The organism is Selenomonas sp. FC4001, from assembly GCF_000701565.1.
GTDB classification, from domain to species: Bacteria; Bacillota; Negativicutes; order Selenomonadales; family Selenomonadaceae; genus Selenomonas_A; species Selenomonas_A ruminantium_B.
The window spans coordinates 189,918-206,255 of the sequence record NZ_KL370793.1; the positions used below are offsets into that span (position 1 = coordinate 189,918).

Annotated in this window: 14 protein-coding genes; 1 reads left to right on the forward strand and 13 read right to left on the reverse strand. The window is 50.4% G+C overall.

The window, feature by feature from the left end:
* Nucleotides 1-37: 37 nt before the first annotated feature.
* The 4 genes from T320_RS10605 to ispE all read right to left on the reverse strand — a co-directional run bounded on the left by T320_RS10605 (nt 38) and on the right by ispE (nt 4,138).
* On the reverse strand, nt 38-985 hold the full coding sequence (locus tag T320_RS10605) for a ribose-phosphate diphosphokinase (RefSeq protein WP_026761053.1): 948 nt from the start codon (nt 983-985) through the stop codon (nt 38-40).
* A gap of 148 nt (nt 986-1,133) precedes the next feature.
* Nucleotides 1,134-2,498, reverse strand: coding sequence for a bifunctional UDP-N-acetylglucosamine diphosphorylase/glucosamine-1-phosphate N-acetyltransferase GlmU (glmU, locus tag T320_RS10610; RefSeq protein WP_037355615.1), 1,365 nt, complete (start codon nt 2,496-2,498; stop codon nt 1,134-1,136).
* 31 nt (nt 2,499-2,529) lie between these two features.
* Entirely contained in the window at nt 2,530-3,243 is a 714-nt protein-coding gene (locus tag T320_RS10615) for a GntR family transcriptional regulator (RefSeq protein WP_026761055.1), read from the reverse strand.
* 25 nt (nt 3,244-3,268) lie between these two features.
* Nucleotides 3,269-4,138 (reverse strand): 4-(cytidine 5'-diphospho)-2-C-methyl-D-erythritol kinase, encoded by an 870-nt coding sequence (ispE, locus tag T320_RS10620; RefSeq protein ID WP_037355621.1) that lies wholly within the window; start codon nt 4,136-4,138, stop codon nt 3,269-3,271.
* Nucleotides 4,139-4,286: 148 nt separating this feature from the next.
* Between ispE and T320_RS10625 the strand changes: the two genes are divergently transcribed.
* Complete coding sequence (locus T320_RS10625; RefSeq protein WP_037355623.1) at nt 4,287-4,751, forward strand: S-adenosylmethionine decarboxylase family protein; 465 nt, start codon at nt 4,287-4,289, stop codon at nt 4,749-4,751.
* 43 nt (nt 4,752-4,794) lie between these two features.
* On the opposite strand, the gene T320_RS10630 is transcribed toward T320_RS10625, so the two are convergent.
* From T320_RS10630 to T320_RS10670, 9 genes are all read right to left on the reverse strand, one after another.
* Nucleotides 4,795-5,760 (reverse strand): tRNA modification radical SAM protein MnmL/YtqA, encoded by a 966-nt coding sequence (locus tag T320_RS10630; protein WP_037355624.1) that lies wholly within the window; start codon nt 5,758-5,760, stop codon nt 4,795-4,797.
* The gene (locus tag T320_RS10635; RefSeq protein WP_037355626.1) at nt 5,757-6,851 is read right to left on the reverse strand and encodes a PDDEXK nuclease domain-containing protein; all 1,095 of its coding nucleotides are present in this window, start codon (nt 6,849-6,851) and stop codon (nt 5,757-5,759) included. The genes T320_RS10630 and T320_RS10635 overlap by 4 nt, the downstream gene beginning before the upstream one ends.
* 36 nt (nt 6,852-6,887) lie before the next feature.
* On the reverse strand, nt 6,888-7,874 hold the full coding sequence (locus T320_RS10640) for a Fic family protein (protein WP_037355628.1): 987 nt from the start codon (nt 7,872-7,874) through the stop codon (nt 6,888-6,890).
* 100 nt (nt 7,875-7,974) lie between these two features.
* Nucleotides 7,975-9,774 carry a B12-binding domain-containing radical SAM protein gene (locus T320_RS10645; protein WP_037355630.1) on the reverse strand — a complete coding sequence of 600 codons (1,800 nt, stop codon included), beginning with the start codon at nt 9,772-9,774 and terminating at the stop codon, nt 7,975-7,977.
* A 721-nt stretch (nt 9,775-10,495) separates the two neighbouring features.
* Entirely contained in the window at nt 10,496-11,944 is a 1,449-nt protein-coding gene (gene pepD, locus T320_RS10650; RefSeq protein ID WP_037355632.1) for a beta-Ala-His dipeptidase, read from the reverse strand.
* A 91-nt stretch (nt 11,945-12,035) separates the two neighbouring features.
* On the reverse strand, nt 12,036-12,599 hold the full coding sequence (locus T320_RS10655; RefSeq protein WP_051608727.1) for a cell division protein SepF: 564 nt from the start codon (nt 12,597-12,599) through the stop codon (nt 12,036-12,038).
* Nucleotides 12,600-12,732: 133 nt separating this feature from the next.
* A complete protein-coding gene (locus T320_RS10660) occupies nt 12,733-13,362 on the reverse strand; it encodes a redox-sensing transcriptional repressor Rex (protein WP_037355633.1) in 630 nt (209 codons plus the stop codon).
* Nucleotides 13,325-15,028, reverse strand: a complete 1,704-nt coding sequence (locus T320_RS10665) for an O-antigen ligase family protein (protein WP_081824817.1) — start codon at nt 15,026-15,028, stop codon at nt 13,325-13,327. Before T320_RS10665 ends, T320_RS10660 begins: the two co-directional genes overlap by 38 nt.
* Complete coding sequence (locus T320_RS10670; RefSeq protein WP_037355635.1) at nt 15,025-16,338, reverse strand: bifunctional folylpolyglutamate synthase/dihydrofolate synthase; 1,314 nt, start codon at nt 16,336-16,338, stop codon at nt 15,025-15,027. The genes T320_RS10665 and T320_RS10670 overlap by 4 nt, the downstream gene beginning before the upstream one ends.

Here is a 16,338-nt window from a genome sequence, read left to right on the forward strand (position 1 = left end):
GGGGCTTTCACTTGCTTCTTCCCAATCCCTGTAAGACTTAACGGAAGAGCTGGCTTACCGAGCGATGGCTCTGAATACGCATGATTACATCACCGATAGCATCTGCCAGAGACAGGGTAACAATCTTGTCGGACTGTTTTTCCGGCGGCAGCGGAATGGTGTTGGTAATCACCAGCTTTTCAATGCAGGATTCGTTGATGCGCTGTACAGCAGGGTCGCTCAGGATAGCATGGGAGCAGGAAGCGAACACGCGCTTTGCACCACGTTTTTCCAGGGCCTTGGCACCTTCGCAGAGGGAACCTGCCGTATCAACAATATCGTCAATGATGATGGCCGTCTTGCCTTCCACATCACCGATGAGATTCATAACCTCAGCACAGCCCGGTTTCGGACGGCGCTTTTCAATGATGGCGATGGGAGCCTGCAGGTGGTCAGCGAGAACGCGGGCACGGGTTACACCGCCCAGGTCTGGGGAAACCACCACGACATCTTCCAGCTTCTGCGAGCGGAAGTAGTTGGCAATAACGGGAGCTGCTGCCAGATGATCCACGGGGATATCAAAGAAGCCCTGAATCTGGCCAGCATGGAGGTCAACGGTAACAACACGGGTAACACCAGCAGTCGTCATGAGGTTAGCAACCAGTTTTGCGGAAATGGGCTCACGGCCGCGGGTCTTGCGGTCCTGACGGGCATAAGCGTAGTAAGGAACAACTGCCGTTACGCTATGAGCGGATGCACGCTTGCAGGCATCTGCCATAATCAGGAGTTCCATCAGGTTGTCGTTTACCGGGTAAGACGTCGGCTGAATGATGAAAATATCCTTGCCGCGGATGCTTTCGCTGATCATAACCTGCGTCTCACCATTGTTGAAATGACCGACATATGCATCGCAAAGATTTACACCGATGTGGTCAGCAATCTCTTTTGCCAGCTCCGGGTTAGCGTTACCGGTCAGGATGCATAAGTTTCCAGTGTCTAAAGCCATTTTGTAAAAATCCTCCAAATCTTTCTTTTCCTACAAATTAACTCATCTCGGGGAAGTGACATGCGTCACTCTCTATCTACAACAGTATAACACTGATTGTATGTAACATAAAGCCTTATTTATGATTGTTTGCACAATTCATTAGGAATTATTTGCGCTTGTCCGCCCAGCCTTCGATATTCGTCTGGCGGGCACGGGCAATAGCCAAATTGTTGCTGGGCACTTTCTTGGTAATGGTGGAACCGGCACCGATATATGCACCATCCTCTACTTCCACGGGCGCTACCAGATTGGAGTTGCAGCCAACGAAGGCATCGTTGCCAATCTTCGTGCGGAACTTGGTCTTGCCATCATAGTTGACCGTAATCGTACCGCAGCCCATGTTGACGCCGGAGCCCATGTCCGTGTCGCCGATATAGGACAGATGCGGCAGCTTGGAGCCTTCGCCAATCACGGAGTTCTTGACTTCCACGAAGTTGCCCATCTTGACACCAGCCATCAGGTGGGAATCCGGACGGATGTGATTGAACTGGCCGAGAATTACGCCATCATCAATCACACAGTCATGGTAGTAGCCAAACTGACCCATAACCTTGTTGCCCATCTTGACATTCTGCAGACGGACGCAGGGGCCCACTTCGCAGTCTTCACCGATTACCGTATTGCCTTCAATCCAGGTCTGCGGATAGATAACCGTATCGCGGCCAATTTTTACATCCGCATCCACATAGGTGGTATCGGGGTCCATAATCGTAACACCTTCCGCCATGAGTTCTTCATTCTTGCGGCGGCGCAGGATTTTTTCGGCACCGGAGAGCTGCAGGCGGGAGTTGATGCCCAGCGTGGATTCATAATCGTCAGCTGCTACAGCCCAAATCTTTTCGCCCTGCTTCTGGAGAATTTCCAGTACGTCCGGCAGGTAGTATTCGCCCTGGGCGTTGTCATTGGTAACCTGTTTCAGGGAGTCAAAGAGCGCACGGGCATCAAAGCAGTAGATGCCGGAATTTACTTCCTTGACTGCGCGTTCTGCTTCCGTGGCGTCCTTATGCTCCACAATCTTGAGCACGCTGCCGTCTTCGGCGCGAATGATGCGGCCATAGCCCGTAGCATCCGGCATGATGGCCGTCAGCACCGTAGCCTTGGCCTGGGCCTTCACATGGGATTCGTAGAGGTTCTTGAGCAAATCCCCGGTCAAAAGCGGCGTATCGCCGCAGAGAACCATAACTGTGCCCTGCTCGTCCTTTAAGAGCTCTGCCGTCTGGAGTACAGCATGACCCGTGCCCAGTTGTTCCTTCTGCTCGGCAAATTCGATTTCACTGCCCAGAGCCTGGCGCACTTCTTCACCGCCAAAGCCCGTGACCACAATATTGCGCTTGGCACCGGCAGCCTTGGCAGCATCGATGACATGCTGCACCATAGACTTGCCTGCAGCCTTGTGCAGAACCTTCGGGAGTTTGGATTTCATACGGGTGCCCTTGCCGGCGGCAAGGATTACAGTTACTAAATCAGACATTTTATCTGTGTCTCCTTAAAATTTATTTCTTTTATTTTTTCGCTTTTTTTGCCTTGGACTTTTTTTCGCGTTCGAGTGCTTCCATGGCTTTTAAGAGAGTCTTCTCCGAATTTTCCATATGGCGCTCTGCTGCCTTGCTGGCCGCCTTGCGGTCACCATTGGCAATGGCTTCCACAATCAGGCGGTGTTCGTCCAAAGTTTCCTCCAGACGGCCGGGATAGGACATGGACAGCGTGCGGAAACGGGTGAGCTGGTCACGCAAATTGGAGATAATCCCCACCAACCGCTCATTGCGGGCCGCATGATACATGAGGTCATGGAACTCAATATCCGTTTCCACGATTTTTTCGATATTGCCTTCTTTGATATAACCGCCGATAATCACCAGCAGACGCTGCAAGTGCTCGAGTTCATCATCGGTAATATGGTCAGCAGCCAGCCCATTGGACAGGGATTCGAGTGCCGTGCGGATTTCAAAAATCTCATTGATATCCCGGATGGACATGCTGGCCACATAGGTTCCCCGGCGGGGCATCATCACCACATAGCCCTCAAGTTCGAGCTTGCGAATGGCTTCCCGCACCGGAGTACGGCTGACACCTAATTCCTCAGCCAGCTGGATTTCCATAATTCGCTCACCGGGCTTCAGCACACCATTGCGAATGGCCTCCCGGAGGGATTCGCACACCACTTCCCGCAAAGGCTGGTAGCTGTCAAGCTTTATCGGGGCTAATCTGTTTGTCATATAGGCCTACCTCTTTTGCAAAAAATTACGCTTTCCTTCGGTTCATCTGAAATGTACGGGTGACAAAGACATCCGCATTGGTATTCTGCCGCAGGACATTGGCAATGGCTTCTGCCTGTTCCCGGTTGCGTGCCAAACCAAATACGGTTGGGCCGCTGCCGGACATCATGCTGGCCATGGCCCCCTTGTCGAGCATCATCTGCTTGTAGTCTGCTATCACGTCATACTTCTTTATAGTAACACTTTCCAGCACATTACACAATAACCCGGCCACGGCTTTTCGGTTGCCGCGGGCAATGGCTTTCTTGATGGCCTCGTTGTCCGGATGGCGCTCGGCCCCCTGTTCATCATAATTCTGATAAGCCCAGGCCGTGGACACGGAGATGCGAGGCTTGGCGAGCACCACCCAGGTCTCCGGCATATCGGCAAGGCGCGTCAAAACCTCCCCGCGGCCTGTGGCAAGCATCGTGCCCCCCATCAGGCAGAAGGGAATATCCGAACCGAGCTTTGCGCCCAATTCGCAAAGTCTTGCCTCGCTCATCTGCAAATTGTAAAGCTCATTCATGCCCTTGAGCACCGCTGCCGCATCGGCGCTGCCTCCGGCCAGACCTGCCGCAATGGGAATGCGCTTGGTAAGCTCCATGCGCACGCCCCCCGTAAGGCCGTATTCCTGACGTACAAGTTCCGCCGCCCGCCAGGCCAGATTCTTTTCGTCCGCCTTGAGCCAGGGCACGTTGATGGACAGCGCAATCTCCCCATCCGTCTTTTCCATGGTCAAAGTGTCGTGCAGGCCAATGGACTGCATAACCATGGCCACTTCGTGAAAACCATCCGGACGCTTGCCCAAAATATCCAGCGTCAAATTTATCTTGGCATTTGCTTCTACTGTTACCATCTGCACACTCCCATTCAATCAGCTTCTAATAGAATAACAATTTTTCACCCATAACGCAAGAAATCCCCCGCCTTCAAGCAGGAAAATTTGACGAACTGTCTAATTATCAATTATAATATAGCTTATGACGTAAAAAGGAGAAGACAATATGAAAATCTTAGCCCGCCATTTGACCGCGGATTTATTTAATTGCCAGAACCACCAGTTAGACGATAACGAACTCATTTTAGATATGCTCAAAAAAATTCTGCAGGATTTGGAATTGCAGCTGATGAGCTTCTCCGCTGAGGCACTGGATAACGGCCACAATGCTTTGATGCTGACTCTCGCTGACGGTCACATCACCCTGCACGTTTATCCCAAAATGAAATATGTTGCTTTGGATGTCTTCCTCTGTCAGGAAGATGCCGAGCCGGATAAATTAGGCCAGGCCATCCGCGCCTTCTTTAAGCCCGACAAAACCAAGACCACAGTCTTAAAGCGTGGCGACTTCGGTGCTCCCAAGGAAATCAAGCCCAAGGTGAAAACAAAAGTTGCGCCCCTGCGCAAGATTCATAACACCGGCGCCAAGGTCATCCGCATCCTGGCCCGCCGCAACAACAACCAGCAGTAAAAAACAGCGTGTACGCTCACCACGAGCAGTACACGCTGTTTTTTTAACAAAATTTACGCACGGCCTTGCCGTTCAGATAATCACAGAGCCGTCCCTGATAGCGCCCCTCCTGCCGCATCACGTTGATGATATGGTCGCGGATTTTCCACCAGCCCGTGTGCCAGTTGGAAAAGAGCGTGTTCTCCTCCGGCGCCCGGCCGATGATTCTCTGCAGGACAATCTCCGGGGAAAGATGCTCCAAAAACTTTATGACCCGGTCCTCATACTCCGGCAGGGTAATCATTTTGATTTTGCCCGCTTCGTAGTCTTTGGCCATAGCTGTGCCCTTGACGATGTAGAGGGCATGTAGCTTCACCTGGTCAACGCCCAAAGCCGACAAAATCTTGGCATCCTCAATCACATCCAGCTCATCATCCCAAGGAAGATTGAGTATCAGATGGACGCAGGACTGCAGGCCGAATTTCTTAATGCGCAAAATGGCATCAATAAGTTCAGCCAGCGTATGGCCGCGATTAATCTCCACCAAAGTATGAACATTGGTACTCTGCAGCCCCAGTTCCACGCAAATGTCAATATTGTGCTTCTCCTTCTGTGCCTGCAGAACTGCCAGATGCTCGTCGCTTACACAGTCAGGACGGGTGGCGATATACACCGCCACCACATCCTCCGGCGCTCCGGCTTCATCCACCCAAGCCGCCAATTTTTCCGGCGTGGTGTAGGTGTTGCTAAAATTCTGCAGATAGGGAATAAACTTCTTCGCCTTGTACTTCGGCACGATATGCGCCTTGTTGGCCTCCATCTGCTCCGTAATCGTCATTGACGCCGGCAGGTTCTCATAGCCCGTGCCAATCTCCCCGCAGAACGTACAGCCTGCCCCACCATTGCCACAGGTGCCGTCCCGGTTCGGACAGGTCACAGGCAGTGCAATCGGCAGTTTATAGACCTTCTCGCCGTAGCGGTCTTTTAGATAATCGGAAAATGCTCGATATATTTGTTGTTCCAATGTCATTCCTCACTGAATTTTTCTTCTAATAGCCGCATCAGCTCTTCTTTGTTCGGCAATACGAGTTCATACTTGCTGGCAAAAATCTGGGAATTGTCCTTCGGCAAGGTCATCTCTACAAGAGCATCGTTCTTCTTCTTACAAAGCAAAATCCCCACGGTAGGATTTTCTGTAGACAATTTGATCTTGCGGTCATAGTAATTCACATACATCTGCATTTGACCTATATCCTGATGAGTAATATCGCCTATTTTCAAGTCAATCAACACAAAACATTGCAACAAACGATTGAAAAACACCAAATCCACATAGAAATGCTGTTCATCAAAAGTCAAACGCACTTGCCTGCCCACAAAAGTATATCCTTTTCCTAGTTCCATCAAGAAATTCTGTAATTCATCAATAATACATTCTTCCAGCTTAGATTCCGAATAACTGCTATTCTCGGGCAAACCTAAAAACTCCAATACATAAGGGTCTTTGACAATATCTGCCGGACTTTCCACAATCAGTCCCTGCTTGGACAATTCACTTACTTCATTCTTATCTCTGGACAGTGCCAGCCGTTCATATAACGCAGAATTAAACTGACGTTTCAATTCTCTTAGGCTCCAACGCTCATTAGCAGCTTCTTGCTCATAAAAAAGACGTTCTTGAGGATTAGAAATCCCCATCAAGAACAGATAGTGTGACCAGCTAAGCAGGAATTTTCCAGACAGTGTCTGTGAAATTGACGAAACTCCCTCTGATTTTCCAGACGCTGTTTGGAAAATTGATGCTCTATCATTCGAGTCAATAAACCGTTTGGAATAGACAATATAAAACTGGCGCATATTGGCCAAATTGCTCTTAGAAAAGCCCTTTCCCAGCCGCGCTGTCAGTCGTTTGGCCAATTCTGGTATGATTTTCGTCCCATACTTAGCCCTAATCTTGCCCTGCTGTTCGTGCTCCACAATCATACGACCGATCTCATAATATGTACATACCATAGCCGAATTGACCTGAGCTGCAACATGCCGCTTGGCATTTTCAATCAGTCGAACTATCTGTTCAGTCAGCTGACTGCTATCTTCTTCCTTTGCCAAATCTTTATCCATAAATACCCTCTCATTTCGCGCATTTTCCAATATAACCTACCTAATCCTATAATACCGCTGATTACGGCTGGTCGGCTTGTCCGGTATGGTCATGGCAATCAAGCCCTGCCTCATAGCAGGCTCAATGTAGTTGCGCTTCAAGCCCGCTGTGGCCTTCAATCCCAACATTTCCTGCAGTTCCTTTGCCTTATAGGAAATATCATATTCCATGACTGCCAGCAGTTTTTTGACACATTCATTGTCTTCGTCCAAAACATCTTTTTCCAAAAGCTCATCCATCACCGCATCAATCATGTGCAACATAAAGATGATAAATGGTGTAGACTCCCCAGCCCGATGTGCGGCACTTATGGCCGCATAATATTCGCTTTGATATTTGTAAATCTGATTCTCAATAGGCAAGTAAGCAAAGATTGGCTGCCACTGAGCCAATAGCGCCGTCTGCCACAATCTTGCCATGCGTCCATTGCCATCAGCAAAGGGATGAATGAAGACAAACTCATAATGAAATATTGAGGATAACAGCAACGGCTGAATATGATTGCGTTCTTCTCGCAGCCATGCAAATAAATCTTCCATTTGTCCCGGCACGAACTTGGCCGGTGGTGCCATAAAAATGCACTTGCCACCAGCGAACACACCTTCCTCACCACTGCGCAATTTTCCGGACTCCCGCGCCAATCCTGCTGTCATAACACCATGCAAGCGCAATAACTCTTCTAAACGGTAGGGATTGAGGTCAGCTAATTCTGCATAAGCGGCATAGGCATTTTTGACTTCGCGTATTTCACGCTCAGGTCCTGCCACAGCTTTTCCCGCAATGACATCCCGCACATTGCCCAGCGTCAAAGAATTTGCCTCTATGGCCAACGATGAATGTATGGATTCAATACGATTATTCCTGCGCAAGCGAGGATAAGCAGACATATCCTGGTAATGCATGATACGCCCCAGTTTGGTTGATATCGTTGCCACCAAACCGAGCATCTCATTATTTATCGTATATGGAGGACGATTTTCCATGCCCACTTCCCTCCCTCATCTTATATATTATCTTATATACTTTCTTGTATACTATCTTACACCTAAGTTGCATTCTTGACAATCAAAATCACTGCCAACCTTAGTCCTCAGAGCCAAGCTCCAGTTCAATCCGCTGGCATATTGGCTCATCTGCAGTATAGTCAAACAACAGGGCCGTCGGTTGACAAGTCAGTTTTTGACATGTCAACTCTTGACTTGTCAACATCATATTATAGTCAAAGACCTCAATATGGTATTTCTTATTCACATCCCGCCAGTTGGTGAATTCGTAATCCGGCAGATAGGCCCGCACACGGCTCGGGGCGCCCTTCCAGAAGTCGGCGGTGATATTCTGATACTGCAGGCGGTTCCAATTAAGGTTTTCGGGACGGATTTTGCCGCCATCGGAGAGCAGGGCATCATAGCGCAGTAAATTGTCCATAAGCTCTGCTGACAGTTCATATGTCGCAAAAGCAAAATCCCGCAGATAGCCGTAAAGATTCTTCGTACTATGTCCGATTTTATGGAAGCCCTTGCCCTCCCACCAGTCGGTAAACTTCTGCCAAAAGACAAAAGCATCGCCCTGCTCACATTCCTGAATCAGATAGTTTGCCGTCTGACGGCAGCGCCCTGCGTTGTAATAGAGTTCAAAGACCTGTTCAAAACTGTGGAACCAGCGAATTTCACCGTAGCTCAACGCATCACTTTGCAGCACTTCATAGGGCGCCATGGGCATATAGCGATAATGATAGAGCTGAACTAAGTTCATCATCGCGGCCCCTTTGAGGAACTTCAAAAAGCCCAGCTGCAGCATATCCGTCTGCAAAGCATAGACATCATTGAAGGATTTATGGAAGGATTCTATGCCCTCCCCTGGCAGGCCGATAATCAAGTCCACATGCAGGTGCATATTGTGGAATCCCATAATCCTCTTGATATGGTCAGCAATATCCTGCCAATGATTTACGCGGGAAACAGCTTTTAGCGTCGCTGGATTGGTAGACTGAATGCCGATTTCGAGCTGCACACGTCCTTTAGGTAGCTGCGCAAGCACCTGCATGACTTCTTCATCCAGATAGTCAATCGCCACCTCAAAATGAAAATTCGTGCGGCAGTCAGCCGGCAGTTTTAAGAGATACTGCAGGATAGGCAAAAAATGAGATTTCTTGGCATTAAACGTACGGTCAACGAATTTCACCTGCCGCACATCATGGGCAACAAAGAAATCCAATTCCTTGAACACCCGCTCTAACGGCAAAAAGCGCACGCCCGCCGTGGCACAGGAAAGACAATAGGCACAGGAAAAAGGACAGCCGCGGCTGGTTTCGTAATAGAGAATCCGCTCCTTTATATCCGTCATTTCCTCTGCGCGATAGGCAAAGGGCACCTTGCCCGCAAAATCTGCCACCGTCACATCCTGCCCCTCATTGATTTGACCAGTCAGACTGCGCCAGGCAATGCCAGGAATAGTTGACATATCAAGCTGACCGTTGACTTTTGACTGGTCAAAAGCGGCCGCCTGCAGCTGCTCTACCAGCTTCGGCAAAGCCTCCTCGCCCTCTCCACGGCAGACATAATCCACCATGGGAAAATCCGTCATAAAATCTGTTACGCCATAAGAAACCTCTGGGCCGCCACAAATGATGATGGTGTCCGGCAAGGCCGCAGGCAGAAGTTTTAACAGCGATTTTACAAGCTCAATATTCCAAATATAACAGGAAATCCCGAGCACCTTCGGCTGGGCACTATAAATTTCCCCAAGCATCGCGAGCAGCTGATGATTGATGGTCAGCTCCATGATTTCCGAGCCCGGCACCGCCTGCCGCAAATAGCGGACAGATAACGATGTATGGGAATACTTGGCGTTAAGAGCCAGCCAAAGAATTTTATTTTCGTCCATGTACAAATCTCCTAATTAAATAAAGGTGCCATGAAATTGCAGTTTGTTTGTTAGTTCGTGGTAAAGGTATCTTGTTCATACGTAGTTTGGGACGGACGGGGAAGTAATTTTTCTGTTTTCCGCTAAACGACCCCTTCGCAAAGTAGCGCTGTCCAGTTACTCGCGCCGGGCAAGCCAACGGCGCTGCTTTCAGCGTATTTGCTTAGCTGGGGACTACATGGGGCCAGCCTTCACTTCGTTCAGGCAGTCGCTCCCTACAGAAAAATCACTCCCCCGTCCGACCCAAGCTACGGCCTATACTATTGCCAAGAACTCGTTGCTCCCGTAACAAGAACATCGATGTACTTGCTGCTTATCACCGAGAAAAATACATTTAATGCAGATGCAACTTAGGGCGGAGGTGGTGATGCTTTTCGCCGTGGAACGACTGTCCGAACGCAGTGAGGACTGGCCCACAAACGGCATAGACTAAACACTGGGCTGAACATACGCGCCGCCGGTCTTGCCCGGCGCAGGTAACTAAAAAGCCCATACATTTACTTGTGGGTCATTCAGTGCAACGGCGAAAAGTATTACCACCTACGCCCAAACTGAGCTGTAACAAATTAGTTCAATCTCGTAATAACATCGATAAACTGCAATTTGCAAAAAGTGCGTTGATAATTTATGTCAACGCACTTTCTGTATTGAAGGGTTATTTCACAGCCCTTCTTCTGTTCTCTTACATTTTTGCAATCTCATGCAAAGTTTCCACAATCAAATCCACCTGCGGTTTTACGGTTTCAAGCAGCAGGCGTTCCTTCGGGCTATGGATATCCATGGTCGTTACGCCGATAGACACCATATCGAGCTGCGGATTTTTGCGGAAGTGCCAGCCGCATTCGAGGCCGGCATGGATGGTTTCGACCTTCATATTCTTGCCATTCTGCTTCTTGAAGGTATCGGCCATGATTTTAGCCAGCTTGCTGTCCTTGTTTTCCTTCCAGCCCGGGGACTGCGTGCCGATATGCGCCGTAAAGCCGGTGAGTGCGCCCCATTCTTCAGCCATAAAGCGGAATTCGTCGAGCTTCTGGTCTACAGCAGAACGCGGGAAGTACTGCACCTTGACTTCCGTATCCGTAGTTTCGACTACGCCAAGGTTGGCAGACGTTTCCACAAGGCCCGGAATCACCGTGGACATGGCGAAGGTTCCCGTGTGCAGAATGGTCAACAGGCGAATCAGGCGGGTCATATCGCCGGCATTCATCACCTGTTCCGGCATATCTACGTTCTTCAGTTCAAAACGGGCATTCGGGTCAACACTTCCATACATCTTATTGAAGCGTTCCATCTGGTCATTCAGCACTTTTTCGATAGCCACTTTGTCCAAATCCGTCACGATAGTCATACGGGCATCGTCGGGGATAGCATTGCGGGCCTTGCCGCCGTTAAATGCTGCCAATTCTACTTCACCTTCAGCGGAAAGTGCCGCGAGCGTCATAGCCAGGGTGCGGATGGCATTGCCACGGCCGTCGCCGATGCGCTCGCCGGAGTGGCCGCCCAAGAGACCCTTAACTTCAATCTGCCAAGCCATCGTCATTTCCGGCTTCACCCATTTGATTTCGCGGGAGAAGTCGAGATTAACACTGCCGGCGCTGCCCACCGTCAGTTCATCATAGTTTTCCGAATCGCAGTTAATCAGGAACTTGGCATCCTGCAGATGTTTCGCATCGAGATGAATAGCACCGGTCATGCCCTGTTCTTCGTCTACCGTCACAATCATGCGCAGCGGGCCATGGTCCTTGGCATTTTTCATGATGTAGATGGCTTCCGTCACGCCAATACCGTCATCCGCACCAAGGCTCGTGCCGTCAGCGCGCAGGAATTTTTCATCCCGCACGAGCTTGATGGCATCCTTGAGCGGGTCAAAAGCTACGCCTTCAGCGGCCACGCAGACCATGTCCATATGGCCCTGCAGAATGGTCAGCGGCGCATTTTCAAATCCAGAGCAAGCCGGCTTATCGGCAATGATATTATTCTTCTCATCCTGGGTTACAGCAAAGCCCAGCTCCGTCAGATATTTTTTCAGAAAATCGCTGACAGCCTGTTCGTGCCCAGACTTGCGGGGAATTGCCGCCAATTTTTCGAATTCGCTTAATACGCCTTCCAGTATTTCATTATTCTGTGCCATACTATCTCCATCCTTTACAAAACAAATAGACCAGACAATCCCCGAAGAGACTGCCTGGTCTAACTAAATCAAAATTATCTGCGGGCAGCTGTCAATCCGTAAGTGCCATGGTCATGGCCTCTGCCACATCCACCCCATTGGGCACATAAAGCATAATCTGATTCGAAACGCGTTTTGCCGAGCCATCCAAAACATAGCAAACGCCGTTTACGAAATCACAAATGCGACGCTGTTCCAGCGCTTCAATCTGCTCATAATTGACCACGCAAGCCTTGCCAGCTTTGAGGTCATCGGCAATGGCCGTCACCTGTTCAAAATTGCGCGGTGCATAAATCTGCATCTTGAGCTGCGGCTGCTTCGTGGTATGTACCGTCAGCTGAGGCTGGGATTTCTTCTGCCGGAAGGCACCTTTTTCATTCCCAAAAGCTGGACGCTCCACCCGAATGGAATCACCATTGGATACCTTGTACTCCGCAGCGTAGCTGGCACTAGCCATGCTGCTTCTGCGGCTGGACTTCATAGCAGATTTCTGTTTCTTCTTCTCTGCCAGTTCCTCTTCAATTTCATCCATCTCTTCTTCGTACTCATCATTTAAAGGCATGATGACATCAACCAAGCCCGAAAATTTGTCAGCAATCTTTGCAAATGGCCCCATTTTCAATCGTCCTTCCAGTAGTAATTCAATTTATCAATAATTTCACTGATTCCTAATCCCATTTTACTTTTCTTATGATAACACAGTTCCACAGAAAAAGCAAAACTCCTGCAATAAAATTTTCATATTTTTTTCATTGACGGGTGATGTGATAGGAAAGACTGCTGAGGCCAACGGACAAGTCTTCGTTGACGATATGCATCCCTGCAGGCACTTCCATCTTGATGGGGGCAAAATTCCAAATTCCCTTGACCCCCGCAGAAACCAGTTTGTCAGCCACACCCTGGGCAAAGGCTGCCGGCACGGCGATAATGCCGATATGAATCTGCCGCTCCTTTACAATCTGTTCCAGATTGGCAATGTCCTCCACCTTCACATGATTCACAGTGGTACCAATGACATCCGGGTCCTCATCAAAGAGGGCCACGAGGTTAAAGCCCAAAGTCACAAAGTTATGGAAGTTGGCCAGCGCTGCCCCCAAATGACCAATGCCGATAATGGCAATGTTCCAATGGTTGTCCAGCCCCAAAATGCCACCCACATTGCGCTTGAGTTCGTTGACAAAATAGCCCACGCCCTTCTTGCCGAACTGACCGAAGGAGGCCAGGTCTTTGCGAATCTGCTCCGGGGTAATCCCCAGGCGGCGGCCCAGTTCATCGGAGGAAATAATATCCAAGCCCTCGTCCTGAGCCAGCCGCAGGGTGCGAAAATACAAAGGCAGGCGGTCAATGGTCGCCTTTGATATGGTTGTCGGACTTTTCATCTGTTCCCGCCTCCTCTTTTTCGATAATTTCTTCAGCTTCTGCTCCGTCCGTTTCCGTGGATTCTTCCGGAGCAGCTTCTGTTTCTGTTTCTGTTTCAGCGCTTGCCGGTTCGGCTTCCTGTTCTTCCGGCTGCACTTCTGACTGCACTTTCGGCAATTCTTCTGCTTTCAGCTCCGCTTCCAAAAACGCTGGTACTTCCGGGATTGCATCTGCTTCTTTCTCCGCTTCCGCGGCGCCTTCTGCGTCCTTTTCCCGCTTGAGCTCAGCCACAGCCGCAATAAAGGCCAGCATGAGCCAGAGGAACATGGAAGAAGGAATGTTAAAGAGCAAATGGTCCGTCAGGCCGTTCAGAGCAATGGAGATTAACGCCAGCCCCAGACCTGCCGAAGCGCCTGCCAGCAGCCGCCAATCCGGCCACTCGATAAAGTCCTGCCAGATAGGCGTTTCCGTTTTTTCTTCCTCCACCTGCACGCTGTCGGCCACTTTTTTAAGTTCCACATCCGCGGCCGCATCCTCGTTATAATCGAAAGGTGTCGGCGCCGGAATCACCGGCTGCGGTGCAGCGAACTTCTGCCGCAGTGCCGTAAACAGGGAACCAAAGAACAGCCACATAAAGGCCAGCATTCCCGGCACGCCGATTTCTGCCGCATAGTTCAGGTACATATTATGGGCATGAACGATACGGATATCGGCCCCCTGCAGATAGAAATCGTATTCGGGGTACACCATCCAGTAGGCGCCCCAGCCAATTCCGAGGAATGGATGGTCCTGAATCATGGCCACAGTGCTTTCCCAGAATGCCAGCCGCATTTCCGAAGAGGTGTCCACCTTGGTGAACACAGAGGTCAGGCGCTCATAGAGCACAGGGTCAGCCACCAGCAGCAGCACAGCCACGCCAACGCAGGCTGCCAGTACCCGCCAGTCCTTAAGCATACCATAGACGGCAAAAATCACGGCAATAACGAGGCACGCTCCGCGGGCATAGGTCATGGCCAGACAGGCCGCACCTGCCGCCAGCAGCACGCCCAGCACAATGCGCTTCTGTTTGGTTCCGGCCTTGATGAACAGGCCAAAAGCCAGACAGATGATAATATCCAGATACCCGGCCAGAATGTTGGGATTTTCCCAAGTGGAAAACACGCGCTTCCGCAATTCGGGGAAGGCGTCGCCGTCCACCCATTTCATGGCGCTGATATCAATGCCGAAGATGAACTGATAGAAGCCGTAGAGCAGGACGAACACCGCCGCCATCCCAATGACCAGCAGCAGTTCCTTCACCTGCCGGACGCTGCGCACATTCTGTCCCACGACAAAGTAGGTCAGAACATACACGCCCACCAGATTGTACCAGTTGTAGAAACTAAAGCCCTTGTCCGGCGAAACCATAATGGAAACGCCGCTCAAGAACACAAAGAGGGCAACAGGCACATCAAAGGGCAGCTGGCGGAACTTAAAGTCAGCATCCGTGCGAAAATGCAGTACCGTCAACACCGTTGCAATCAACAAAGCGGCGGTAGCTGCCGGCGGATGCAGGGCCAGCAGAAAAGCCTCTGCCAGCACGAAATTCCAGGACCATTTGGCAAACCGTCCCCGCCATTTCGCTCTGGATGCCTCCCTCCGCTTGGCTTTCACCATTTCCATTTCCGGGGAAATATTCTTGCTCATGCTTCTCCCCCCTTCTTATCCATCAGGAGTTTGCGCAGGCCGCCCACGAGATAAAGGGAGCCGGCCATAATCAGGAGCTTTTCTCCATTGGCAAGTTCAAGGGCCCGGTTCATGGCTTCATTATTGTCGGCAATGGCCTCCACATGCTGCACATGAGCCGCCACCTTCCCCGCCAGAATCTGCGGGTCAGATGCCCTGTCCGAATGCGGTACTGTAACCACCACGGTATCATTGGGACGCAGCAGGATATCGAGCATGTTGTCGATATCCTTGTCCTTCAGAATCCCCAGCAGCAGTACGCGTTCCGACGCAGGGAAATACAAATCAAGGCTTTCCCGCAGCGCCGTCATGCCGGCCGGATTATGGGCGCCATCGATGATGATTTTCTGCCCATTGTAGTCCGCCTGTTCAAAACGCGCAGGCCAGCTCACAAGCGTCAGAGCATCGTCAATGGTCTTATTCGTAATGCGGCTGTCCAAATTGGAAATGAGTTTAGCGGCCATCACCGCTACGGCTGCATTTTCAATCTGATGTTTGCCCAAAAGATGCAGGGTATAGGGTTCCTTCACCGCCCCCAACAGACCAGAGGAGAATTCCAGCCGCTGGAAATTGCCTTCGTAGCTGATAAAGTCAGCGCTGAAGTCCTCCCCTGCCACAAAGATATCGGCGTTTTTCTCCTCCGCCTGCTGACGGATAATATCGAGGGCAACACCTTGCGCAGCCGTGACCACGGGCACATCATCTTTGATGATGCCCGCCTTATGATGGGCCACCCCTTCCAGCGTGCCGCCGCAACGGTCAGCATGCTCCAAGGTCACGTTGGTGATAACGGAAACCTCGGGCACAACGACATTGGTGGAATCCAGAAGCCCCCCAAGTCCCACTTCAATAACGGCATATTCCACATGCTTGATCGCAAAGTAGAAGAAAGCCAGTGCGGTAAGCACTTCAAACTGGGTCGGACATTCCTCCCCGTCTGCAATCATCTTGTCGATATAGACCTTGATGGAACTCAGGCAATCGGCAAATTCCTGCTCGCTGATGGCCTGACCGTCCACCCTTATCCGCTCCGTATAGGAGACGAGATGCGGGGAACTGTAAAAGCCCGTATGGATGCCCGAATGGCGCAGGATGCCCGCCAGCATGGCGGACACCGAACCTTTGCCATTGGTGCCGGTTACATGAATCGTGCGATACCGTTCCTGCGGCAGTTCCAAACGCGCCAGCAGTTTTTGAATGCGTTCCAGACCGAGTTTAATACCAAATATATTGAGACTTTCTAAATATGCCAGCGATTCCTGATAATTCAT